This window comes from Ruegeria sp. D4 (assembly GCF_056534475.1).
The window spans coordinates 121,840-145,090 of record NZ_JBQFPJ010000009.1 but is presented as its reverse complement, the minus strand read 5'-3'; the positions used below and the strand labels follow the sequence as shown (position 1 = coordinate 145,090).

The 23,251-nt window shown below is 59.7% G+C and carries 14 protein-coding genes; 7 read left to right on the top strand and 7 right to left on the bottom strand.

What is annotated here, in order from left to right; translation table 11 throughout:
* Nucleotides 1–2: 2 nt before the first annotated feature.
* Genes ACR0MI_RS13965 through ACR0MI_RS13935 form a run of 7 tightly spaced genes read right to left on the bottom strand, consistent with a single transcriptional unit; the run spans nucleotide 3 to nucleotide 12,727 of the window.
* Nucleotides 3–1,958, bottom strand: a complete 1,956-nt coding sequence (locus ACR0MI_RS13965; RefSeq protein ID WP_480491343.1) for a vWA domain-containing protein — start codon at nucleotides 1,956–1,958, stop codon at nucleotides 3–5.
* Nucleotides 1,955–3,019 (bottom strand): SEL1-like repeat protein, encoded by a 1,065-nt coding sequence (locus ACR0MI_RS13960; protein WP_170615824.1) that lies wholly within the window; start codon nucleotides 3,017–3,019, stop codon nucleotides 1,955–1,957. Before ACR0MI_RS13960 ends, ACR0MI_RS13965 begins: the two co-directional genes overlap by 4 nt.
* Nucleotides 3,016–5,739, bottom strand: coding sequence for a virulence factor SrfC family protein (locus tag ACR0MI_RS13955; RefSeq protein WP_170817203.1), 2,724 nt, complete (start codon nucleotides 5,737–5,739; stop codon nucleotides 3,016–3,018). The genes ACR0MI_RS13960 and ACR0MI_RS13955 overlap by 4 nt, the downstream gene beginning before the upstream one ends.
* Before the next feature lie 27 nt (nucleotides 5,740–5,766).
* Nucleotides 5,767–8,919: a virulence factor SrfB gene (locus ACR0MI_RS13950; RefSeq protein ID WP_170615828.1), complete on the bottom strand. Its 3,153-nt coding sequence runs from the start codon at nucleotides 8,917–8,919 to the stop codon at nucleotides 5,767–5,769.
* Nucleotides 8,919–10,205, bottom strand: coding sequence for a hypothetical protein (locus tag ACR0MI_RS13945; RefSeq protein ID WP_170615830.1), 1,287 nt, complete (start codon nucleotides 10,203–10,205; stop codon nucleotides 8,919–8,921). The genes ACR0MI_RS13950 and ACR0MI_RS13945 overlap by 1 nt, the downstream gene beginning before the upstream one ends.
* A 9-nt stretch (nucleotides 10,206–10,214) precedes the next feature.
* Nucleotides 10,215–12,071, bottom strand: a complete 1,857-nt coding sequence (locus ACR0MI_RS13940; RefSeq protein ID WP_170615831.1) for a S1 family peptidase — start codon at nucleotides 12,069–12,071, stop codon at nucleotides 10,215–10,217.
* Entirely contained in the window at nucleotides 12,071–12,727 is a 657-nt protein-coding gene (locus ACR0MI_RS13935; RefSeq protein WP_170619717.1) for a hypothetical protein, read from the bottom strand. The genes ACR0MI_RS13940 and ACR0MI_RS13935 overlap by 1 nt, the downstream gene beginning before the upstream one ends.
* 228 nt (nucleotides 12,728–12,955) lie before the next feature.
* Between ACR0MI_RS13935 and ACR0MI_RS13930 the strand changes: the two genes are divergently transcribed.
* From ACR0MI_RS13930 to ACR0MI_RS13900, 7 genes are read left to right on the top strand one after another with little or no spacing between them, the layout of a single operon-like run.
* Entirely contained in the window at nucleotides 12,956–14,005 is a 1,050-nt protein-coding gene (locus ACR0MI_RS13930) for a patatin-like phospholipase family protein (protein ID WP_170615834.1), read from the top strand.
* Nucleotides 14,006–14,060: 55 nt separating this feature from the next.
* Entirely contained in the window at nucleotides 14,061–15,128 is a 1,068-nt protein-coding gene (locus ACR0MI_RS13925; RefSeq protein ID WP_170615836.1) for a response regulator transcription factor, read from the top strand.
* Nucleotides 15,125–16,534, top strand: coding sequence for a sensor histidine kinase (locus ACR0MI_RS13920; RefSeq protein WP_170817204.1), 1,410 nt, complete (start codon nucleotides 15,125–15,127; stop codon nucleotides 16,532–16,534). Before ACR0MI_RS13925 ends, ACR0MI_RS13920 begins: the two co-directional genes overlap by 4 nt.
* Before the next feature lie 3 nt (nucleotides 16,535–16,537).
* Entirely contained in the window at nucleotides 16,538–17,095 is a 558-nt protein-coding gene (locus ACR0MI_RS13915) for a hypothetical protein (protein ID WP_170615840.1), read from the top strand.
* Nucleotides 17,092–19,203: a caspase family protein gene (locus ACR0MI_RS13910; RefSeq protein ID WP_170615842.1), complete on the top strand. Its 2,112-nt coding sequence runs from the start codon at nucleotides 17,092–17,094 to the stop codon at nucleotides 19,201–19,203. The genes ACR0MI_RS13915 and ACR0MI_RS13910 overlap by 4 nt, the downstream gene beginning before the upstream one ends.
* Nucleotides 19,193–19,831 (top strand): hypothetical protein, encoded by a 639-nt coding sequence (locus ACR0MI_RS13905; protein WP_170615844.1) that lies wholly within the window; start codon nucleotides 19,193–19,195, stop codon nucleotides 19,829–19,831. Before ACR0MI_RS13910 ends, ACR0MI_RS13905 begins: the two co-directional genes overlap by 11 nt.
* Entirely contained in the window at nucleotides 19,828–23,202 is a 3,375-nt protein-coding gene (locus tag ACR0MI_RS13900; protein WP_170615846.1) for a CHAT domain-containing protein, read from the top strand. Before ACR0MI_RS13905 ends, ACR0MI_RS13900 begins: the two co-directional genes overlap by 4 nt.
* Nucleotides 23,203–23,251 lie beyond the last annotated feature (49 nt).

Genomic DNA, 23,251 nt, shown 5'->3' with positions numbered 1-23,251 from the left:
GGTCAGGGCAACACGTCAAAGGGCATGGCAAAGACATGCTCGCCGTCAGGCGCGCCCTCGTAAAGTGCAGTCCAGACGGTGCTGTCAAACAGCCACTTCCGATATTGGGTCAGTTTCTGGCGCATGCCATCGATCACGCTGCGGCGGAACATGGCGCTTTCGGCCCAGCGTTGCTCGCTCATGCCCAGAACCTGGCTTTGATAGGGCAGACGGTCCAGAAACTCCATCGCGCCGCCCAGCGTGTCGGCGTTTGCGTTGACCAGCAGGTCCGGGTTCTGCGCCATATCCGCGATCAGGCCCCGAACCTGCGAGAAGAAATCAAGCGACTGTTCCGAGCTTTGCGCGGTTTCGCCAAAGCGAACCAGATTGTCCAGAAACTCGGCCATGCTGGCCATCTCGTTCTTGGTCACCAGCAGGCGCGGTTCGATGGCAAGCCGGTCGGGTGCTTCGACAGCGCGATTGGACAGCCAGCCCTTGATCACGTCAGGGGCTTGCGTGCCTTTCTGTTCGCCCAGCCAGGCCAGTTGCATGGCGCGGCCCAGTTCGACCAGGCCTTCGCCAGCCTCTTCCGGGTTGAGCACTGTTTTTTCGCCCCGGACGATACGGACATGGTCGGTCAGTGCGGTCACCAGCCGGGTGACGACGCCTTCGAATGCCTGTTCCGAGCCGCCTTCGATGGGGAAATAGTACTCCCGTCCGGCAAAGCGCGAAAGCTCACGGTATTTGGCGGCGGCATAAGCGTGATTGCCCTGCCCGTTGGGGGTTTTGAGGTGCAGCGTCATGACGACGATATTGCGGCCTTCGGCGTCTTTCTGCAGTTCGACGGTTCCGATCTCGGACCGCGCGTTCGGATCCCGCGGGTCCTTCGGCCCAGCGTCGGTCACCAGAATGACATAGCGCGCATCGATCTTGTCGCCGTCACCTTTGGACAATTCCCAATCAATCGTATCAATCGCATCCTCGACGCCAGCAAGGCTGTCTTCGTTGAAACCGGGTGAATTGGCGCGGGCCACATAGGTTGCCTCGCCAATCGCAGACAGAACCGGGCTCTGATCCTGACGCCGTTCCACATCCATCAGAGTTTTGGTGCGGTATTCCAGCTCTGGTACAGCTTCGGTGTTGTCGCGAAATCCGATCACTCCGAAATTGACCAGCTTGCCGATTTCTGTGCCCTCAATCTGACGCACTGTGTTCTGCAGAACGCGCTGTGTGGCCGCGATGTAAGGTTCCATCGACTGTGTCGTGTCCAGAACAAAGACGATGCCCACATCAAAGGCCGCCGGATCGCCCTGCAGTTCCTGTGCGCCAGCCGTATCCTCTTGTTTCGGGACCGAGGCCACCTGCATCAGCAGGACCTCGTCATAGGTCAGCGGATGCAACGCTTCGGTGAAATCGAGGATCGGCATCAGATACAGTTCGTCGCGGATATTGACGAATTCCTGTGGTTCGACCGAGACGACACCATTCTGACCGTCAACAACACCGGCCGAGGCTTCGGCGACCAGACGCTCCTGCACATCGCGCAGCGCTTCGTGGTTCATCAGCCAATCCAAGTTTTGCTGCGTATCGAACAGCAGTTGACGGCTGCGACCGGCGGAGTTGGTAAAGGCACCGACAATGTTCTGCTTCCAGGGTACGGTACCGGGCTCCTGCACCCAGCCTTCGGGCGCGATATTCGGGCTTGGGCCAACTTCAAGCCAACCGTCTTGCCGTGCAAAGACATAAAGCGGCTGAAAGGCCGGATAGGTCGATTGCGCAGGGCCGTTTGCCGACGGGTGAAGTGTGGTACCGGGGCGGGTCAGGACCCGTTCATAGATTGTTTGGGTCCCTTCAAGCAGCAGGGGTTTGCGTTGCTGTGCCTCCGCACCAGCCGCCCCAAACGCCCAGAGCAATGCAAAGACGGCAACGAACCGGAGTATCAGGGCAGGGTGCATGGTTTTCAGGGTCCTCTGGGTCACTGGCAATAATCTTCAAACGCGCTTTTCGACAGGGAATCGGACTTGATCCGCAAACGTGTACAGACCGCTGCCAGGCGATCCGCTGCTTCCTGGGAGCCGGCCTTGACGGCCCTGTCGTAATACTCCGCCGCCAGGGACGGCTTATCAGGGAATGTCAGGCCGATCTGACCTTCGATAACGTCATCCGTGACGCCGCTGTCGTAAATTGAGCCGAACATGGCAAGCGCCTGGGCATCTCCGGCAAGGGCCGCTTTTTCGACAAGACCCAGTGCGTCATCGGCCGACAAACTGCCACCGCATTCGCGCATTTTGCCTGCCACCGCGTCGAAACCTTGCGACGAAAGTTCGGCAAACTGAGACATGGCGCAGGCATTCTGTACCGGGTCCGGTTCAGGTTCGGGCGCGGGTTCCGGCTCAGTCACTTCGACCGGGTCATCTTCCGGCGTGGTGCCCGGCATCAGGAACAGATAGGCAAGCGCGGCAAGGACCGCTGCCACCACGACCCCGCCGATAATCAATCCGGACTTGCTGGATTTTCCTTCGGATTCTTCCTCTGACGTACCTGACGGGGCGACGCTGCCCTTGCCTTCCAGATTGCTTTCAGGTGACTTTGCGTCCCCATCATCGCCCACGTCGACACCACTTTCGGCATCGTCTGTCTGCGGTTGCGCCACCATTACGGTTGGTGCCTTGACTTCGGGTGCCGTGCCGGTGCCGCCGATGCCACCAATGACGGCCTCGTCCGGGCCTGCATTGATATCGTCAGGCCAATAGGTGTCCCAACTGCCGCCGCCCACTTCGATCCGAACGGGTGTATCTTCTTCGATGTGGTTTACAACCTCGGGTCCGACGACCAGTCGCAGCGAGTCGCCGCCCTGTTCGGCGGTGCGCGCCGGGATACTCGCTCGGTTCGGCTGCCAGCCATCCGCGCCCAGCCATTTCTGCTGATAGCTGTTGAACACCGCAACGCTGACCGGATCATCATCGGCGGTCGCACCGGATATGGTGATTTCGGCAAAGCCACCGCGAGGATGTTTGGGATCTGGTTTGATCTCGATCACGAGGGTTGCTCCGCGTTGACTGTCAGCTCGTTGAGGACGCCGCCCAGTTTGATGTTCTGTTCAATATTTACCGTGCCGGCATCACCGTCCTTGGCGTTTTCTACAAACAGCGCGTCCAATGCGAATACCCAATCCGTCCAGGTATCTGTCGCGGCTGCGCGCGGCACTTCCGGCAGGCTTTCGGCAGTATCTGCGCCCTTGTGTTTTTCGAACGCTTTCCTGCTTGCTCCTTCGCCAAGATCAATGTCCAGACCCTGTCCATTAAACATGTCGCGGGCGCCAAGCGTAGTGACAAAATTATTAATTCGTTCCGAGCAGACAATGGCGGCAGACGGCGCCTGCTTGTCGACGGTCAGGCTGTAAGAAATGCTTCGCAGCAGTTCCATAATGCCGCTCTGGACATTGGTGCGCGAGAAACCGTGCACCATTTCATTCACCAGATCGCCGGCTTTTTCCGGCGTCAGTTGGAAGATGGCCAGCCGTTCTTCATCCTCACGGAACCGGTTAAGGCCCTCGACCCAGACGGAAATCGCGGTATCTGCCTGAAAGGTTTCGGGTGTCATGGTGCGGATTGACTTTGTCTTTGGCTTGTCATCCTCGGCCTCGGGCGTTTCAGGCGGTGCTGCATTGGCCTGCGAGGTCGGGGCCGATGGTCTGGCCGGTGCGCCGGGACGTAACGGTGCGCCGGGGCGCGCCGGGCTTGCTGCGCTGGTCGCGGCCGCCGGCGTTACTGCGGCAGGTTTGTGCGCTTCGTTTGCAACCGCGTTCGTGATGCGGATTGACGAAGGCACCCGCGAAATCCGGTCCTGCACCGCATCCTGATCCACCGACAACGCATTCAGGAAGGCACCGAACCGGTGGTTGGACAAGGTCAGTTCAAGACTGTCGATGATACCGGCGGCGGCCAGTCTCTTTTCCTCGATCCGTTTTTCGACGTCATCGGAGATGTAGAACTGGGCCAGTTCCTGATGCAGATTGGCGGCGACCGCTTCGATCTGATTGCTGATCTGGCGCAGTTTGCTTTCGGGTTTGCAGACTTTCGTCAGTTCTTCGATCAGATAGCTGACGCCACCATCGTTCAGGCCCAGGGCCGCTTCCCATGCCCGTTCGGGATCCTTGAAGTGCTTTTGCACCGGTTCCGCCTGAAGGCAGCCCGCCTTGAGTTCGGCCAGGCGGTTGACCTTGTCGGGGATGATCTCGACCTCGCGCTCATCCTCGTATTTGATCAGCGCTTCGATCGGATAATAGGGGTTTCGCAACCAGTAGCAGTTGGTGAACGGTTCGGTCCCGGCCCATTTGTGAACCCAAGACGTTGGCACCTTGCCGAACCCTTTCAGCAAGGACGCATCCATGCGCCGCTCGAACCGCTCGTAATCCTCGGCGCCCGAGGCGCTGTCGATCAGGTGTTTGTCGAACTTGGTCATCACGAAGAACAGAATACAGTCGTTCTTTGCCCGTTCATCCGGGGTCGCGCCGTGGGTCAGCTCGATCCACTGCTCGACCAGTCCCGGCAAGCTGAGCGTTTCCATGTTGCTGTCAGGCACACACAGCAGCATCGAGGTGATTTCCTGGTTCGAAACGTAGCGGTCGAACAGATAGGCCACCTTGCCGCGCAACAGCATGTTGGTCACGGCTTCTTCGGGATTGCGAAGGGTGACTGACAGCGGTGCCTCAAACCGGTTGCGGGCCCCGGGAAAGTCCAGCAGATCGGTTTCGGCAAACAGGGGTGATGGCTGTTCTTCCATCGGAAAGACCAGTTCCGCCGCCAGCGCGGTTGTCACCGCCCGGTTCAGCTGACCGTTTTGCCCGGCGGCGGTCTGGATATTCAGCATATCCTCGCCCTCCGGTCCAAACAAACCCGACAGGGTGTTGACGTCGATGATTGAGGTCTCGCGCGGCTGCAGCGAATCCAGCGAGGCGTAGATCACCTCGGCATGGTTGATCGTCGTCAGCGCTTTAGACAGTTTGATGTACAGGTTGGTCAGCGGCTCGTACCCGCCCCACAGAATTGACAGGAACTGACCCCGGTCTTCGGGTGTCAGGCGCGGTGCCAGTTCGGCCGCTTCGTCCCAGAACCCGCCCAGATTGAAGGCGTATGACGATTTGCTGACCCATTTCTGGACGTAATCGGCAATCTCGTAGACTTCTTCATAGTCGATCCCGCCGGTGGGTGCTGGCTGCGCCTTGCCCGAATGAGTCGAAAAATGAGCCCCCAGCGATTCCGGTGTCGGCGGCTCTTCGGACAGGTCGCCATCCTCGTAGAAGCTGTTGATCAGCGTGCGCGCGATGTCGGCTTCCGTCAGCAGGTTGAGCTGGATCGGATACCCGTCCGGCGTCGGGGCCTTGGTCATGGTGAACCGCGTCACCAGCCCGGTGGACTCGCCGTCGCCTGCCGGATTCACCTGGCTGATATAGTCAAGCTTGCCGCCCGGGCCGTTGAAATCGGCCACCAGACGCCCCTCGTTCGGGCGGGCCAGAACCGAGACCAGAAAGGACTTGCCGGCCTGCGAGGGACCGAAAACACTGACGCTCATCTTGGTTTGCGAAGCGCGCCCCAGTCGTTCGGCCCGCCTTGCAGCTTTGCGCAGAACCTTGGGCAGATGGGCGACGCGGCCCTCGACGGTCTGCGCGTTCTCGGGATCATTGATCCATTCCAGCGCGGCGCGGGACAGGCGGGCGACATCGGTGCAGCGGTTGGTAAGGGCGTCTTGTTGGCTCATATCATCGTCTCACATCTTCAAACCGGTTCAGACCTGGAACACGCCAGTGTCGATCCAGTATTCATCTTCGAACCCAAGGGTGTGCAGGCGCAGTATGACATCACTTGATTTCATCGCGCCGCCTTCGCCGTCTTCGACCTGATCGATCTCGAAGGCCTCGCGCATGGATTCCCGGCGCAGCTTGTCTTCGCTGGTTTCCCCATCGCTGTCGTCAAAGTCCGTCTTGCGCAGTTCGACCCGGATCGGCAGCGGGCGCGACTGGTTGCCGGTATCCGCAAAATCCAGCCGGAACAGCGGCGTGGTTGTCCAGCGGTCCAACGGCAACTGCCGTGATCCGATGTAGACTGGCGAATAGAGGTTCACGGTCGCGGTGTCATTGCTGGACCCATCCGTGTCCAGATCGACATCCGAGAACAGGATGCGTTCGTCCGGGATCTGGCCGTTGATGTCCATCTCACCGACAAACCGCGCGGTCGAGCGCATCTGGAACGCGCCGGTCGTGACCTTGAAATTCGGGATACGGTTTTCCGACAGCGCAATCAGCATACCGCCGACCGCAACGGTCGATTTCGGATCGCCGATCTTTTGCGAAACCGGATCCCGGAACGGGTACCAGCGCCCGGTCTTGTACTGGTGCATCGAGATCAGCCGGTGCGGTGACACAACCAGCATTTCCTCGACGATCGAGCGGATGGCCGGCAGGCGCGAGGGCCGTCCGGTCAGCAGCACGACGTCAACGCCCAGATGGTCGATCACCTCGCACATGTTGCCCAGAACGCGCTGGAACACCTCGCGGCTGATCGCGTCCACATCTTCGCGCGAGCTGGTCAGGACCAGATCGGCCAGCTTCCAGTCGCGTGCACCAAGGGCCGCCGCCGCGTCTTCGACATATGACAGGATGTCAGAGCCGACCTCGCGGCCGCCATTCGCATCGGGTGTCGGCTCGGTTGTTGGTGCTTCCGCTACCTCTTCTTCACCGTCAGGCCGATCTTCGGGATCAACCGGCTCGGGCATACCCAGAATGCGCGCCACGGGCAGGTCGAACCGGTCGAACTCTTCCGAGGTTTCGCAGTGGGCCAGAGTTGCCTCGGCCAGGGGCACAAGCACGCGCAGCGAGAATTGCCGGCGTCGCTGAACGGCCTGCTGATCCTGTCCGCCGATGTCGCCGCCGAACAGCTCGCGCAGCTTCTCGGCCACGTAGACGCCGCCTGCGGCTTCGATGGATTCTTGAATGCGTGGAATAATGATGGCGCTGACCACTCGGTGAACCAGGTCATCACCCGCGATGCGGAACCCTTCGCGGAATGTCTGCTCGGGGTGCAGAACCCGGTTGGCTTCGTTCCGGTAAGTGGTGATCATCAGGTCGGTTGTGCCACCACCCACATCAATGCTGGCCAGCCTCAACGACGGTTCCTCGGCCCCCGATGGAGACATGCGGGGCTTGCCCTTGAGGTTGATGAACGTATCGATGCGCCCGTCGAATTTCTGTGTCAGCTCGCTGTAAAGGTAAACAAGCTGGGTACACGACGCTTCGTCCCAGTCCACCATCACCTCGGGCTTGGTCGAATAGGGCTTCTGAGCACTGTCCAAACCCAATTGCTGCCAGATCAGGCCAAGCGCGCCTTGCGTGCGCGACCGGATGATAGCCTGTTCCTTGATCGGCGTGGCGGTTGGCAGGCTCAGGATGATGCGGTTCAGACGGCGTGGCAGATCCGATTGCGCCCGGCGGGATCGCCCGGCGGGATCGTTGATCTGGATCAGCGCGTGCGCAATGATCTCGCCCATCATGAACCCGAACAGCGAACTGCGCGAGAAGCGTGGCCGGATGGCCGGAGTGCTGGGTGTTTCGCCCCGGCGGCGCAGGCGTTGTTCTTCCTCGTACCGGACCTGCTTCATCACATCGCCCGCCTCATTGAGGTGGCGCATGGCAGATCGCACCGCCTTGGGCAGGTTGTTTGGGTCCATGTGATTGTGGAACCGCCAGTCCTGCTGCACGGCGGCGCTGTCCCATAGGTATCGTTTCGGTGACGAGAGACCGGACAGGGTTTCCGTCCCTTCCTCGCCCTGAACCAGCCGCACCGCTTCGGGGCCGATGCGCACAAAGCTGGGCCACAGGAACGCGTTGCGCCGCCCCGAACGACTGGCATAGCGATCATCGCCGAACCGGACATCGGAAAACTCGACCCGGCTGGGGAACAGACCGCTGTAGTAGAATTCCGGTTTGCTGAGATCGCGGATTTCCAGCGGGAAGGACCGCGCCAGATCGACACGTGTTTCACCCGGAAACTGCTCGATCAGAATGCCGCAGGTCCGGCTGTTGCCGACGTCCAGAACCAGATCGACATTCACCGGTGTAACAGCATCCCGCTCGCTGACGGTATTGGCAAAACGGACGGTCGGCGGGTTCGCGGTATTCTGTACGACCTGCAGATAAGCCAGGTATCGTGCCCAATGTTCGAACCGGTGCGGCAGGTCCTCTTCCGCGAAGCGGCGTCCGGGCCGTTCAGCGCGCTTGAAGTTGATGAATAGCTCCTTAAGCCACTCCGACACCCAGCGCTGATGATCCAGCATGTTGCCGTCTTCGTCCGTTTCGGGACGGCGCAGGAACCATCTCATGTCGTTGGGTTCGGTCACCAGTTTGAAATCGCGGGCCTTTTCGGCATCCGATTTCTCAGGCGCGATGTAATTCATGTCCTGCTGATGATCCACCAACGTGGTGTCCAGCGCGATCTGGATCCTGTGGGTATGCCCGGTTTCGGCGTCCGGTTCGGCCAGTTCGACGGTTCGCATACGCGCCCAGCTGGACGGGCCGGGGTCGAACTGCAATTCACCGGCATGGCCGCGCTGGCTTTTCTGGCGCAGGAAAGGCACCGGCACCCATTTGTCCAGAAACGGGTCCAGCGCCGCAGTTGGCCGAACCGAATATTCGTCGTCATCGTCTCGCCGCGCGTCCAGGATTTCGGCGTCGCGCGTGTCATCGCCGGACAGCGGGAACAGGGTCAGAATGTTCTCACCATCCTGCTCGCCCGTGACCCTTTCAATATATCGCAGAGGGCGCATTTCGAGCTTGGAAATGTCAAAGCCGAAATCCAGCATTTGAATTCCCGAAAACGGAATCAGAGTGATTTCTTCGCGCAAATTCGCGAGTTTGCGAATTTGTGGTTTCCGATCCCTGAGCATCAGTTTCCCTTTCCAACTTCGTATTGTTTGGTCCATGCGGGTTGGCCGCTTGTGACGGAACCATTGAATATTTTGGTCTCGACCCCGTCCTTGATACGCAATCGGAAGGATTGCGTGGTGCTTTGGCCGTGGGGGTCAAACAACGAGACTGCGATATTGTACGGTCCATTGGCCGGGGCGTCGAAATACATGCTTTCGATTGCGTTGGGCACGGCCGTACGAATGTCGTGATTACCGCCGATATCCAGGTTGCCACCGCAAGCCGCGCGGTTGTCGTAATTGATGATCTGATTGCCCGGGCACCGCACATCCATATGTAAGTCCGCAACCGAGTCCCACAGCAACGAAATCGTCAGTTTTCCTTCGCGTGCACCGCGTTCAGCCAGTCTTTCGCTGTCGATATCCGGAACCAGTTGCGCCCGGTCTTTCGGGTCGGGGATCGGCGCTGTTGCCTTGTCAGGCTGACAGGCGCGGTCGGCAATGCCGATGTCTTTCTCGAGGCTGGCGATCCGGTCGCGCAGCCAAAGTGTTCTGCGTTCTTCTTCGGATGCCTCCACACCCGGCGGCGGGCAGTAACTGGGCAAACCCGGAATGCGCAGGGCGCAGGCTTCGACCATCAGATACAGGATGGCTGCGATCATCAGCATCAGCAGCAGCCAGCCAAACCACATCAGCCACCACAGGTTTAACGGACCACGATCAGCCGCCGTGGCCTGCGCTTCTCCGGCGGATGCCGGTGCCGCTGCAGCAGTGGCCGCAGCAACCGCTGCCGCCTTTTCCGTGGCTTTCTTCTGTGCTCTTGCAGCCCCCTCCTTGCCACTCAGGTCGCCTGCAACTGCAGCCTGATTGTCCGAGACCCAAGCCCAGTTCAACAGCACGGGCTGACGTGTTTCGCCATCCGTCAGCACGTAGACGCAATCGTCATCGGGATAACGTGTTGCGTTGGACAGGGCTTCGCCAAGCCGCTGCTGGTCTGGGTCGTTGCTGTCCAGCAGGGATTGGCCCAATTCGCGGATGTCCGACAACAGGCCCTGAAGGTCCGCGTCGATGGCGGCGCGCTCCTCCTCTTCGAATGTGTCCAGCCTGTTGGGTTTGCCGCCCGTCACGGCATACCAGTCGAACCGATCCCCGTACTGGGTCGCCACCGGTTCGGCAAACAGGGCGGCGTGACGTTCGCCCAATTTGTCCCGAACTGTGCCCGAAATCAGTTCGAATGACCGCTGCGGTGCCGTTCCCAGTGGGGAAAGCCCTTGCGTCGACGTATTTGCGAGGAAAGCTTCAAACATCGTTGCGGCTCACTCGGATTTGGGCGTCAGCGCCGGCAGTTTCGGAAGCGCGTTGGTTTCCGGGGCGGGGCTTTCAGGTGCCGCCCCCGACGCCTGTGCGGTTTCCGGCGGCAGCGGGCGCTGAACCTGCGGGGCGCAGGTTTGTGTCACAACGGCGGGAAGCGCGCCTGTGTCGGCAAGAAAACGCATCAGGTCGCCGGTAGACAGCGCGAAATTCAGGCTGCGCATCGGGCCGACTTTGACAAAGGTATTCACGCCAACCAACCGGCCGCACATATCAACCAGCGGACCGCCCGAATTACCCTTGGAAATCGGCGCTGAATGCACAACCACTTTGGTTTGCGGTGGCAGTGTCTGTTCGGCCGATACAGTGCCGTCTGTGACTGCCAATTCCGGAACGGCGGTTCTGTCACCGGACCGGAGTTGTTGGAAATTCGCGTCACTTTGCAGCAGATCACCCGGGTAGCCTGCGGCTATAACGGATTGCAGGCGCAGCGATTCCGCGGAATCCAGCACGTTGAACGAAGGCTGTTGTGCGCCTTGAACACGCAGCAGCGCAAAATCGCCACCCGTGGACTGGAACGGGCCAAATGTCTTGAGAACCTGCGCTTCTCTCAGTGAACCCAGCGCATTGTTGGTTACATAAATCGTCGCACCCGGAGATGCGATAACGTGGTGATTGGTGACCAGAAGGTCCGGGCCCACAAAGAAACCTGTCCCGCTGCCCAACCCTTCCGGGGACGGGGCGAGGACCATGGCTGTCCGCTCCTCGATATAGGCAAGCAGCGATTTGGTGTCCTTGGGGTTATCGGAATCCTGAATTTTCACGCGCTCCGGATTGGGGGGAAGAATAGAGGTTCTGTCAGCGGGGCGCACTGCGCCGGGTATGTCGGCGCGGTCATTCGGATCGGGCGGCAGCAACCCTTCGATCGTGCGACCGTTGGGCATCAGCAAGGTGCCATCCGCTTCGCAAACCGCGCCATCCAGCGCAAACTGCAGGTCTGCCAGACGCTGTTCCAGCGACTTGTTGGTGCTAAGAACCGCCGCAAGTGCAGCCTCGTCAGTGACCGCGCGGTCTTTGGCAAGGTCCGGGAAAATGCGATTTCCGGGGATCAGCAGCCAGATCAGGACGCCGCTGGCCAGCAGAAGCAGCAACAGTAACGGCAGCCAGGCCCAAAGCGGCACCCGCTGCGGTGTTGCCGATGCCTGAGAAGGCGGAGGCGGCGGTGTTGGATCGGCCGTTGCGGCTGCTGCTGCGACAGGAGCCGCCGTGGCTGCCGCTGCCGCCGCGTCTGGCGCAGGAGTTGCTGGGGCAACAGCCTGTTTCTGCGCGGCCATTTCCTGCGCTTCGCCTGACGACAAAGGCGGTGCAGAAGGCAGGGGAAGAAAACGCCCCAGAGTTTGCGCATAGTGTTTCGCGCGGGTCTCGGTCTCGCGGCTGGCTCCGGCGGGCAACATGCCCCAGTTGATGATGACCGGTGTTCCGTCCACGGACCAGACATCGTTCATGTCAGGGATATGAAGGGCGCTGCCAATCAGGCTTCCGGTCTGCTCGTTGCCCAAGGCGGCCTGAAGTGGCGCCAGCCTGCGGGTCAGCTCCTGCCCCAGCGCGTTCTGCGCGGCGTCATCCAGACGATTGAACGGCGTCGCATTTCCCTTGATGTCGGTATACCACGACACCGACGGAGCCACCTGATCGTTTCCCCGGCTGAGCAGCGGTTCGGCAAATAGGTGCGCCGTTTCCTCACCCCCATGCGCGGTGAGCGCGTCCAGCAGAGCCGGATAGGCCTCAATCGCAAGCTCGTCTCCAGCCTCAAGGCACTGGCCCAGTTCGATTTGCGTCTTAGTCAGAAAGTGTTCAGCCATCAGTTGCCCCTTGCGGGTCGGCGGAATTCGACGGTTGTCGAACTGCCGACTTCTGGTTGCGTCACGACACAGCTGGCCGTGCCGGATTCATTCAGTTTACAGCTGCTGTTCAGGCGGTAGATGTATCCGCCGTCGCTGCATTGCAGGTTGCCGGGTTCGTCGATAATCAGCGATCCATCAGCTGCGAACGCGCCGGTCACCGGTCCGGCGCAGCTGTTGCCGTTATCGGCGCGCATTTCTTCGCGCCCATTGCCACTGGCGTCGAAACACATGGTCCACTGGTTGTAATCAGTCTTCACGCCGGTCCGTCTGTTGGTGGTCACAAACCGGGAATCCAGTTCCCAGCACCCTTCCAGCAATCCGATACGCTGATTGTCCCAGTCCTGAGGGTCGATCTTGTCGGGTATCGGGGCCAAATCGGGCAGCGCGGCCTGTTGCGGGGCCTTGGGTTCGCACTGCAACAATGCAAGCTCGCGTTCGTGCCGCAAAATGCGATCGACCAGTTCCTGATTTTGTCGTTCGAGTGCCGCCAGCCTCTGTTCAGCCTGCTCGGCCTTGTTAACCGGGCACCAATCCAGCCAGGTTCCTGCGACCCGATCATTTGCGCCGCATGCAGGAACAAGCGCGGCGGCAGACCAGGCAACAATCGCGATCAACACACCAGTCGTCAAAAATGCCAACACAGCCCGAAACAAAAGAAAAATAGCCCCCTACAAATTGAAGATAAGTAAACGTGACTCATAACTCATGGTCAACGCAAATCTCAGAATTTGACCAGTTACAGAACTTGTCACACAGCCACGCTTACAAAAGCTGTCATTTCAAACTTCTAACCGCAGAGCCTACCATTTTAGGCAATGGTAAAATCGTCCGGAGAATTCGAGATGTTTGACTTTGAAAACACAGCAGGACCAGTTACCGAAAGTTCACTGTTGTCCGTTTCCGGAGGCGGTTTGCTGGGCGTTATCCCGGCCGCCATGTTGCTGCGTATCGAGGCCCTGGGGAAAGAGAAATATGGCCCCCATTATCGCCTGTCCGACAGCTTCGATTCCGTGTCCGGATCCTCGACGGGGGCAGTGATTGCCGCCGGCATCGCTCTGGGCCTTTCCGCTCGGGATATCGCGGATTTTTATTTGCAGGATGTGCCGCGCGGTTTCAAACGGCGCAAGCGGGCTGTACCGCTCTTGCAGGACATCTTCGACGGCGATCTGCTGCACAGCTTCTTCGAACAGCGCACGCAGGGGCGGCTGCTGGACCGCAACGATCTGGAATGCGACCTGACATTGCTGGCCAAAGACCTGCAGCGCGGGAATTCGATCGCGTTTACAACGATTGACTACGGTGTGGACCGTGTATTGTCCGCCGAAATCCGATGCGAAAAACTGCCTCTGTCCGACCTCTTGCGCGCAAGCACTGCAGCCCCGGGTCTGTTCTCGCCGGTGTCCATGACATTGCGCGGCGTGGGCGAGACCCGTCTGGTGGATGGCGGCTTTAGCCTGTTCAATGATCCGTCTTACCTGCTGACCCGTCTGACCCGGGCTCGTGGTGTGCAGCGCATTGCATTGACCTCATTGGGTACGGGCAGTTCGCGCCCTGTTTATTCGGGCAATTCCCTGACAGACAAAGTGTCAGTCTTCAGGGCCTTCCGTGGCCTCTTCGGCCTGATCAAGGATGGCGAGGCGCTGTCTCGGGAGCTGATGCGCGATATGGCAGACATGTTAGGTTCGGGATTGCAGCACACCCATTACGACATGAGCCTGACCCGCGACACCTTCGATGCGCTTGGTTTTAAACTTGAGCCCGGTGAACTGCGTAACATGCGTAAAATCGCGGATTTTTCGGGGAAGGAAAGGCTATTTGAAGCAGCGCAACTGTTGGCCGAAGCAACGATTGTTGAGCCTCTGCCGTTGGTTGGAAACCTGCAGGCAGCCTAGGGAATTGACAGTTCAAATCATATCGTCCCCAATCGGAGAAAACGGATAGTACATCATGAATACTGTAGATGTTTCATATTTGGACGGTGTTCCGGAAAAGAAAGCTTCACGCATTGCCATTCTGGATGCGCAAAAGCTGATCATCGGCGACGAGGGTGCGACAGTCACTGTTCTGGACGTTGAAACCCTGACGGATGACCAGGCGAATGAGCGTCTGACACAGGTTGCACAGAACGCGGCACGGGTTCTGGTTCTTTTTTCTCTGTCCCACGGGGTCAGTTTTCGCAATCGCCGGGACGAGCTGATTGCGCTTGGCGCGGACGACGTCATGTCGGCCACCGGGGCGGATGATGAGTTCCTGACACGGGTGCAGGCGCTTCGGCATCAGGCGCAGCCTCCGCGCGTACTGATTGTGGAAGATGAAGAGGAAATCGGAGACTGGGCGGTGGATGTCCTGCGCGAGGCCGGTATGGACGCCATGCGTGTACGCACCCTGAAGGATGCGCAGAACAGGTTCGAAGCTGGACCGGTTGACGCGCTGGTCGTGGACCGCGGCCTGCCGGATGGGGACGGGCTGACCTTCATCTCGCGTTTGCGTGACCTCGGCATCCGAATTCCGGCCCTGTTGTTCACCGCACTGGATTCCATCGAAGAACGTATCCGCGGGCTCGAGACCGCGCGGGCAGATGACTACATCTGCAAGCCGGTTCACGAGGGCGAGTTGCGCGCACGCGTTCAGGTGCTTTTGCGTCCCTTGGTCTCGGAAGAAACGATGGTGTTTGGCCCGCTTGAGATCAGCCGCAAGGACAGGATCGTCCGGTGGCGCGGCGCGCGTGTCGAACTGCGGCCGAAAGAATGTGAAATGCTGATCTACCTGGCCGAGCGCGACGGCCTGCCGATCCCCAAGCGGATGATCTATCTGGACGTTTGGCAAAAGACGTTCATGGATGTCGGCTCGAACCCGGTGACGGCGGCCCGGCACCGGCTGGTGCGCGATTTCAAGTCCGCCCTGGATTCGCGCGGCGAAACGTACCCGGAATTCCTGGAAACCGATGGGGATGCCTACGTTTTCCGGTCCGAGGCATTGCTGCGCATTCCCGCTGACGAAAGCCCGGATCAGTGATCCACCTGATCGGAGAAAACCCGAAACTGTCCCGCATGGTAACGGGACAAGGGCTGTTTTACGCGGCGCTTGGTGTTTTCCTGACATTGGCGGCAATATTCTGTCTATCCGTATTCTCGGCGGCAGACAGGGCGGACCGGCAGACCCTAAAAAGCGTCGAAGCGCAGATGCTGCGTATTCTCGAAGACAGTGGCGTCAGTGGGCTGGCCACCGCGTTCGATCGGTCACGCAACATAGTTCTGCCGGGCACCGACCGGCTGGAACTGGCGATCTGGCAGATCAGCGGAGATCGCAGGCGCGTTCTGCTGGAAACAACACCGGGCGCAGCCAGCGCCCTTGAGCACGGGCAGGGACATGCGTCGCTGGATGGGGCCGACTTTGAAACCAGATCGGTTGATGTTGCAGCGGCCTCACAGGACTGGGCGCTGCCCGTTGGGGATGTGGCGCTTGTCTTTGGAATTGAATCGCCCAGTTTCGAAACCCAACGCGCACGTTGGCTGGCGCTTGCCATTGCCGGTGTCTCACTTGTCGTGTGCGGTTTGATGATCCTGTTGCAGATCGCCCATTGGCAACGGTACCGACGCAGTCTGCAACGGGTGAACCGGTTGCTTGAGCGGTATTCTTCGGGCGAGACCGGCATTCGGTTTGAAGATGAAACGCCCGCGCCGGAATTGCGCGAGCTGGGGCGCCAGTTGAACGAAGCGCTGCCCAAGATTGACGGGCTGTTCGCAGATTTGCGTGCCCTGTCCGCCCATCTGGCGCATGAGTTGCGGACACCGCTTCAGAATATTCGCAGCGGCATGCGGAAGCTGCTGAATGCACAAAACGCGCAGGATAGGCAGATGCACGCACAGCGTATCGACATGGGAATAGATGCCGCTGACGCCCGCCTGCAATCCATCATGCAATTGTTCCGGCTTCAGGCCGATGCGGATATCCGGCTGGAACCTGACGTCCGGTTGGGGGATCTGCTGGAAGACCTTGTTTACGATTTCGAAGAAGACCTGCAGGCAAACGGGCGAAGTCTGGTTCAGCACATAGACAAGTCGCTACGTGTCACCGGCAACTCGCATCTTCTGGAACTCATGCTGTCGAACCTCTTGTCCAACGCCGTAAAATACGCTGCCGCAAACAGCGAAATCCGGGTCGAGCTGACCGGGGATGCGAAACGGTTCGACCTGAAAATTTCCAATGCCGGGGCCTTGTCGCAAGGCTTTACCGAGCACGCGTTCGAGCGTTTCGCGCAAGGTGCCGAGCATTCCGGTATTACCGGGTATGGGTTGGGTCTGGGGTTGGTGAAGGCGATTGTGCAGAAACATGGTTTTTCGGCCAGCCTTGTGGAAGATGCAGAAGGCGGGCGGGTCGTTGCATCGGTATCCGGCGCGGCATCGGGCGGGGGAGGGTAGGCCATGATGAAGGCAAAAGTGTTTTCAGCCTTTCTTGTGATCGTCCTGCCAACGGGAATGCAGGCACAACCAGACAGTGCGGCGGCCCGGGTCTCTGCCGGTCTGGTTCTTGCCGACTGGGCCGTATCAACTGAAAACGCGCCCCTGTTGCTAACCGCGCTCGAGATTGTTTCCGCACACGCCCCCAAAGGCGAAACCGCGACGCAACTGCAAAACCGCTATCAGGCCGAGGCGCGGTTTTTGATGCGAGGGGACAAAGAACTGGGTGAGCGGTTTGATCGTTTGATTAGCAATACCTCGCCTGAGTCTTTGCGAAACACGGTTTGGATTGTCCCAGGCGGCAGTCGGTTCGCCCCCCCACAGGGGCAGGGTGTTGCGTCCTTTGCTTCCGCAACAGGCGTCTCAGCGCGGCAGGTGTTTGGTCTGTCGGGGGCGTCCTGCCGACGTGAGGCGCAGAACTGGAACTGTGTGCCTGCAGGCCTGCAAGGTGAGATACACATCAATCATGTGCCGGGTGGCCCTGACTGGGTCGTCATTGAAACCCGGCCTGTAGACCCATGATCCGCGTTTTTCTGTTAGCGGGATGTATTTTGTCGGCCGGTGCGGCCGTCGCTAATCCCGACCGCAAAGCGCTGTTGATTGGCGTGATGAATTACACTGCTGATCTGGCCCGCCTGGGTGGAGCCCTGACCGGACCGGGCCCGGACGTGGCGCTGATGACGCAGGTTTTTGCTGGCAAAGGTGTTCCAATAGAAAAGATTTCAGTGCTGTCGGATTCTCCGGAACTGACTGAAACTGAGGGTGTTTCTATCGAAACTCCAACGCGCGCCAATATTCTGGCCGCGCTGGATCGGTTGGCAGCAGAGGCGCAGGCGGGCGACAAGATAGCGATCTACATGGCGGGCCACGGTGCGCAGATTGCGTCCGGTTCGGACACATCCGAGGTGGACGGGCTGGATGAGGTTTTCTTGCCCTCGGATTTTGCATTTGATGCCGATGACGCGCCGGTCAATGTTGTCCGGGACGATGAGATCGGGGCCAGAATAGACCGGATGATCGCCGCCGGGGCGAATGTGTGGCTGATTGCGGATACCTGTCATTCCGGCAGCTTTCGGCGGGGTGAGACAGCCGTTGCGCGCTTTGTCGATCTGAGGCCCGTCAAGACAGTCAGCCCGGTTGCCGAACCACTCGTGGACCTGTCGAAAGCCAGTACTCTCGCACCCGGTCACTTTACCGGCTTCTATGCTGCCGAGGCTGGATCATTGGCCTACGAGTTGAAACCGCCGGGTTCGCCAACGGTTCATGGTCTGCTGACATGGGCGCTGGCCAGTGCGTTGCGAAGTGCCGAAGCCCCCACATATTCAGAACTGGCCAGACAGGTTTCCGCGACGCTCTGGGATATTGGCTGGGGGCGTGCAGACCCCCGGTTTGAAGGGGCTTTGGGTACAAAGCCCATGCTTTCTGAGGGTATCGGAGTGTCGGACCGGTTTGCCGTCTCCATTTTGGACCTCGTTGTTGTCGAGGCTGGTGTCATCGATGGCGTTACGACAGATACGGTGTTTTCAGTCGAGGACAGCGATGGCGCCTTGCTGTTCGATGTGTCGCCAACCGAAGTGACGCTGACCCAAGCCACTGCCCCGCTTCCGGAAACCACCCGCGCCACACTGGATGAGAAGATCAAAGCCGAGGGTCTGGACCCCGAACAGTTCCGAATGCGCTGGCTTCAGCACCGCGCGCCCCGCCTGGCCGCAAAGGTTTCTTCGCGCCCGACAGATCTTTCGCTGGCAGTAGGGCTGTCGCTGCTATCTGCTGGCTCGCAATTTGAGGAGCAGATTGCTCAGATGATCTCGGACCTGCAGCCACGGTTGCGCCTTGATCAGAACGATCCGGACATTCAAATCGTCGCCGATAAGGACCGGCTGGTGCTGCACCCCGTTCCCGACGGTGCGCGCGATGCGCTGTCTGTTCCGTTTGATGCGACCCAATTGCCTCTGCTGGAGCAGATGTTGCAGCAGGCCGCAAAGTCGCGCGCGTTGATCTCGGTTGCGGCGATATTGCAGACCAGCCCCTTGTCGCACGGGATCACCGCCAGTGCCCGTCGCATCCCCGGTGAAGCAGACGAAGAATTTGTATGTCAGGAGGCTTTGGCGGTTCAGGTTGAGCCGAAGTTCGCACCTCAGGGCATCCTGCAGGTTGGCCACTGTGACACAGTGTTGGTCTCCGTTCACAATCGCAATCCCTGGCCGGTTGATCTGACGCCCCTTTATGTCGCGCCGGACAATAAGGTGTATTTCCTGTCGGGATACAGGGATGCCGAAAAAGGCGGCTGGCGCATAGGGGCAGGAGAGACCGATACCCTGCGCTATACCGAAGCCACGCGTGGGCCGGATGGGGCAGTGCTGGCTACTGGTCAGATGCATGTTTTGATCCTGGCCGAACGCGGCAAACCTGGGTCGGACCCGGTTGACTTTCGTTATTTACAGGACGAACGCGCACCGCCCGCAACCCGATCTGCGCCTGCCAACTCGCTATCCTCGCTTTTGACCGAAGCCGGATTCGGGCTGGCCAAAACCCGTTCCGTCGGTGAAACTGTTATCAAGCAAAGCGGTGCCGTTATTATTCCGCTGAAAACCGTTGCAGAGGTGGGGGCCGAACGCGGTGCGCAGTAAAGTCAACATTGCGGTTCTGACTGTTTTGAGCCTGATGTTCCTTGGTCAGGGTGGATCGGCCGAGGCGGCCGACCTGCGCAAAAGCGCCCTGGTTGTGGCAGAATGGGCCGTTGAAGCAAACGAACCGCAGGCCCTTGCCAGCAGTCTGGCTGTGTTGCTTGAGGAAGGCGGCACTCTGGACCAGGACGATCCGTTCTCGGTCTTGCCTTTAGCCGACGCGCTGCGTGACATGCCCGGAGGAGCGGATTTGCTGGACGCGGTTCTCGAAACCGGATCCCGGGGTCAGCTTGGTGGCGCCGCCCGTCTGGACCTGTTGCTTGCGCCAGGGGAAACTCATGAAACGGACGTTTTTCTTGTCGGCTCGGAAGTAACGTGGATCGAGGCTCGCTTGTGGCGCGGGTCTGGTGGGGCTGATATCGACGTTGAACTCGTGGGCTCGGACGGAACCAGCATCGCCGCAGACATCAGCCCGCAGACCGGCATTGAAGGGATTGCGGCGCTGGTGGATGTCTGGATTGACAGTTGCGTCAACGCGACGTTGCGGATCACGAATGCCGGCGGCAGTCAGGGGCGCGTCGCGTTGTTTGTTCCACAGTCGCCCCATCAGGATTGCGAGGCGCCGGGTTGATCGGCATCCGCCTGCCCGGCGCTGTTTTCGCGCTATTGCTGGCTCTGGCCCTGCCGGTCGTCGCCCAGAACCAGAACTCTGCCGAATTGGAAGCGCTGCAAAACCGAGCCGGTCAGGCCTTCGTTGCACAGGATCATGCCACGGTCCGGGAACTTGTCAGGCAGATGGAACCCATGATCGACCGGGGCCTGCGCACCGAAGGACGGAACGGGGTCGCGCAATATGGGATACTAGGAGAAATCCTGTTCGGCATCGGCGACAGGGAAGACGCATTGCGCGCCTACACCAAATCGGTCGACGCAGCCCGGATTGAGGGTCTGTGGCTTCAGCGAGACGGGCTGTATGTCCGCTATGAATACGGAAGTCTTCTGCAACTGCTCGGACACCACGAAAAAGCGCTGAGTGTCAGCTCAGAGCTGCTGCGGGATCTTGAACAACTGGGTTTGTTAAACAGCGCTGCAGGTTTGGATACCGGTATTCTGGTTGGCGCAATTCTTCTGGATACAAACCAGCTGGATGGCGCCCGGCAAATGTTTGAAAACATGGTCGGGATCGCGCGGGAACACGACACGGAAGGCCGCAAGCTGCAAGTGGCATTGAACGGTTTGGCCAATACCCTGAACGCGATGGAAGCCTATGAAGCAGCGCTTGAACCTACACGTGAAGCGTCTGAACTGGGCAAAAGATTAAACGCGGTTGACAGCGAGTCCCACCTTTACGCGCGGCTGCGATACGGAATTGCGCTGGAGCGTGTTGGCAGACTGGATGAGGCGCGATCCGTTACTGAGGACGTTCTTGCCTCGGCGCAGGGCAAACTGCCTCAGGGGCACGAGATTATTCAATGGGCGCGCCGAACGCTGGAGGATATCGAACGCGCGGAGGGGCGGAAGTTCGCAGCCCGCGAGTTGAACCGGCAAATTGCGGATGATGCCTTGTCCAGCGAGGATCCTGCTCAGCGTCTTGCTGCGCTGCTGGCGCTGGCCGGACATGATTTGGCTAATCTCGAGTTCGAGAGTTATGAGGCCAAAATGATGGCGGCGCTTGAACTGATCGTCTCGGACCCGGGTGCGGTCCCTGAACGGCAGCAGGCCCAAGTCTATTTCGCAGTGGCCGATCACCTGGTGAATTTCCGCCAGAACTTCAAAGGGGCCAAGCCGCTATATGCCCGATCCATCGATATCCTGACGCGTGAACTGGGACCGGATCACCGCGAAACCCTGCAAGTCCAGGCCCGCAGGTTGCAGGCCAAGGACAAGGAAATTCAGGCCAACGTCGCCTTGGACCGGCCCAAGGAGGAGCTTGCGTTCTGGGATGGAACAGAGGCGGGAAAGAAACCCACGGCCTCGGATCTGGAAATGCTGCGCCAACTGGCCGCCGCAGAGGAGGCGCAAGGCAAGCGGCTTGAGGCTTATGCATCACAACTCAACTATGCCTTTTTCCTGCAAGAAGCCGGACAAATTGAAACCGCGCTGGCAGTCATAAGAAACCAGATCGAAAAGCGGGAAGGAGAACAGCGGACGGGTTCCATACCCGATCTGGACATCAACTACCGATTGGTGGACGCGCATGGGTCGGCACTGCTCAAAGGCGGGCAATTCTCTGCTGCGGCAGCCGTCTTCCAGAATGGAACAGTCGACCTGTTGAACTATCTGCGCGGGTTTCAATGGCTGGAAGGGATAGCGGGCGGGGCAAAAGTATACCTGATTGGCCAGGTGTATGGTGAGTTGTTCGCCTCATCAGCGCTCAAGGCTGCCGAAACCGGCAGTGAGCAGGAGAAGAACCTCTATGTTCAGATGGCCTTTGAGGCCATGCAACTGGCGGGTTACGGCCCCGCCTCTGTCGCTGTGGCCCGTGCGGCGATCCGGGACAAGGCGCAAAACCCCGATCTGGTTCAACTTGCGGCGCAATGGCAGAAAGCGACTTTGGCCCAGCGGGTCGGGAACGATGTTCAGAATTCGGATCTGGACCGTCTGCGGTCCCGGATGTCGGCACAGTTTTCCGAGTACTTCGAATGGCAAATCCCTGCGCCGCTGACGATGGGCCATATCCAGCGCGAGGTAATCGCGCCGGATGAGGCTGTGATCATGATCCTGACAGCCACAACCCAGAGCGCGCATAAGAAAGGGATCAAAGGGCTGGTTCTTGCCGTGACCCGGGACGGCGCGGCGATGGTTGAATTGCCTCAGAAGTGGAACGTTCTGGTGCAGGACATACTTGATCTCCAGCGTACGCTTGACCCGAAGTCGCCAGAGCATATGGCCCAATTGCGGGCGCCGCTTGCCAACGTGCAGGGCGCGTCGGGCGCCGCAGCGACGCGGTATGCCGCCCCGTTTGCTTTCGATGCCGCAGAACGACTGCACAAGACGTTTTTCGGATCGCCGGAAATAGCTGATCTGATTGGTTCCAAGTCGACCTGGACGTTGGTCCCCTACGGTGAAACGCTGAGCATACCTTTCGCGGCCCTGATCGTGGATGACCCGGGCCGACATTTGCAGGACCGTCGCACCGCAAAGGACCTGCGCGAAATACGCTGGTTGGGGCATGAGCGCGCGCTGCGGGTTGTGCCGTCCGTCGCGGCCCTTGAAAACCTGCGAAAACGTCCCCGGGTCCCCGAGCAACCAGCCTCCAGGCTGGCATATGTCGGATTTGGCGACCCTGCGTTTCAGGGGGCGGAACTGGCGGCCTTGCCTCAGACAGACATCGTTATGCGCGGATCGGTCTCGCAACGAGCAACCGCAGTACGCGCGCTTCCGCGTTTGCCGGGCACCCGGCGCGAAGTTGAAACGCTGGCAGGGTTGTTCGGAGAGACCCGCAGCGACATTCGGTTGGGTTCCTCAGCAAGCGAAGCGGAAATCGTTGCGCTCAACAACCAAGGCAAACTGGCGCAGGCGCAAATTCTGCATTTTGCGACGCATGGGTTGTTGTCGGGCGCGTTCGAAGGGTTGGCCGAACCCGCATTGGCGCTGACGCCAGACGCGACTGCCCCGGCGCAAGGAAGTTTCACTGGCGATGGCCTGTTGACCGCCTCCGAGGCCGCGCAGCTCGATATTGGTGCCGACTGGGTCATTCTGTCGGCCTGCGACACGGCAGGGGAAGATTCGATCGGCGGCGAAGGTCTGGGGGGGTTGGTTCAGGGCTTTTTCTCAGCTGGCGTGCGCAATATGCTTGTTTCGCATTGGCGCGTAGATGATCGCGCCGCCGAGGCGCTGATTACCCGCACCGTGACCGCCTCGCAAAATCAGACCAGCAAGGCCGAGTCGCTGAGGCAGTCGATGAAATCTCTTTTTGACGACACGAGCCGCGATCAGACCCAACTGCCGAATTCCCACCCGTCGATCTGGGCCCCGTTCCTGATGATTGGCGCAGGCTGACGGGTGACCTGCGCCACAAAAGCAAACGGGCCACCTGATCAGGCGGCCC

Coding starts and splice junctions, on each gene's coding strand:
- ACR0MI_RS13930 (WP_170615834.1), top strand. CDS start 12,956: ATGTTTGACTTTGAAAACACAGCAGGACCAGTTACCGAAAGTTCACTG.
- ACR0MI_RS13945 (WP_170615830.1), bottom strand. CDS start 10,205: ATGTTTGAAGCTTTCCTCGCAAATACGTCGACGCAAGGGCTTTCCCCA.
- ACR0MI_RS13955 (WP_170817203.1), bottom strand. CDS start 5,739: ATGAGCCAACAAGACGCCCTTACCAACCGCTGCACCGATGTCGCCCGC.
- ACR0MI_RS13910 (WP_170615842.1), top strand. CDS start 17,092: ATGATCCGCGTTTTTCTGTTAGCGGGATGTATTTTGTCGGCCGGTGCG.
- ACR0MI_RS13950 (WP_170615828.1), bottom strand. CDS start 8,919: ATGCTCAGGGATCGGAAACCACAAATTCGCAAACTCGCGAATTTGCGC.
- ACR0MI_RS13940 (WP_170615831.1), bottom strand. CDS start 12,071: ATGGCTGAACACTTTCTGACTAAGACGCAAATCGAACTGGGCCAGTGC.
- ACR0MI_RS13915 (WP_170615840.1), top strand. CDS start 16,538: ATGATGAAGGCAAAAGTGTTTTCAGCCTTTCTTGTGATCGTCCTGCCA.
- ACR0MI_RS13925 (WP_170615836.1), top strand. CDS start 14,061: ATGAATACTGTAGATGTTTCATATTTGGACGGTGTTCCGGAAAAGAAA.